The sequence below is a fragment of the Sphaerisporangium fuscum genome, from assembly GCF_018531465.1.
Lineage (GTDB): Bacteria > Actinomycetota > Actinomycetes > Streptosporangiales > Streptosporangiaceae > Sphaerisporangium > Sphaerisporangium fuscum.
Genome location: NZ_JAHDTF010000087.1, coordinates 1 through 1,196, shown reverse-complemented (window position 1 = coordinate 1,196; position 1,196 = coordinate 1). Strand labels below are relative to the sequence as shown.

Below are 1,196 nucleotides of genomic sequence, written 5' to 3'. Positions count from 1 at the left end.
GCGGCCGGGATCCCGCCGGAACCGGTCGCCGCCGCCCGGCCGCCGCAGGGGACGCTGCCGATGGAGGCCGTCGCGGCGCCGGCTCCGCCCCGGCCGGCGGGCGAGGGCGGGCAGACGCAGTTCTGCACCCAGTGCGGCATGCGCCTCGGCAAGGCCCATCGATTCTGCGGCTTCTGCGGCCACCCGGCGGACCTATGAGCGAGCAGCCCTTCTCGATGCCGTCGCTGGTCGGCACCCGGATGGCGGACTACCGGATCGAGGCCGTCGTCGGGCGCGGCGGCATGGCGACGGTGTACCGCGCCCGCGACAGCCGTCTCGGGCGCGCGGTCGCGCTCAAGGTGCTCGCTCCCCAGCTGTCGCAGGACCAGCGGTTCCGCGACCGGTTCGTCCGCGAGTCGCGCCTGGTGGCCGGGATCGACCATCCGAACATCATCCCGATCTACGAGGCGGGCGAGAGCGGCGACCTGCTGTTCATCGCGATGCGCTACGTCGAAGGCCCCGACCTGCGCGGGCTCGTGCAGTCGAACGGCCCGTTGCCGGTGGCCCGCGCCCACCGCCTGTTCTCGCAGATCGCCTCGGCCCTGGACGCCGCCCACCAGCACGGGATGGTGCACCGGGACGTCAAACCGGCCAACATCATGATCGTCGAGGGCTCGGAGCGCGACCCCGAGCATGTCTACCTGACCGACTTCGGGCTGACCAAGAGCACCTACTCCGAGGCCGGGCTGACCAGTCACGGCCACTTCATGGGCACCCCGCGGTACGTCGCCCCGGAGCAGATCCGCGGGCTGCCGGTCGACGGGCGCAGCGACCTGTACGCGTTCGCGTGCGTGGTGTACGAGGTGCTGACCGGGCTGCCGCCGTTCCAGCGGGAGACCGAGCTGGCGCTGCTCTACGCGCACGTCGCGCACGATCCCCCACCACTGACCCCCTACCGCCCCGACCTGCCGCACGCCGTCAACCGGGTGATGGCGCGGGCCCTCGCCAAGTCGCCCGACGAGCGGTACGCGACCTGCGGCGAGTTCGTCGCCGCGCTCCGGGACGCGATCAGCGGTGAGGAGCGGCAGAGCGCACCGCCCGCGGCGTCCGCCGGCACGCCGCAGGTCGACGAACCCGCCGCACACGGCGGGTCCGAGCGGACGGCCGTGTGGCGGGCCCCCGCCCCGGCCGCCGGGGCGGTGCCGCGCGGCGCCGGG

1 protein-coding gene and 1 pseudogene are annotated in these 1,196 nt (G+C 74.4%); both read left to right on the top strand.

What is annotated here, in order from left to right:
• Window positions 1-198 (top strand): annotated as a pseudogene (locus KIK05_RS46425) (hypothetical protein); the annotation flags it as partial.
• A partial coding sequence (locus KIK05_RS46420) for a serine/threonine-protein kinase (RefSeq protein ID WP_250564603.1) occupies window positions 195-1,196 on the top strand: 1,002 nt, incomplete at its 3' end. The pseudogene KIK05_RS46425 and the gene KIK05_RS46420, both read left to right, overlap by 4 nt.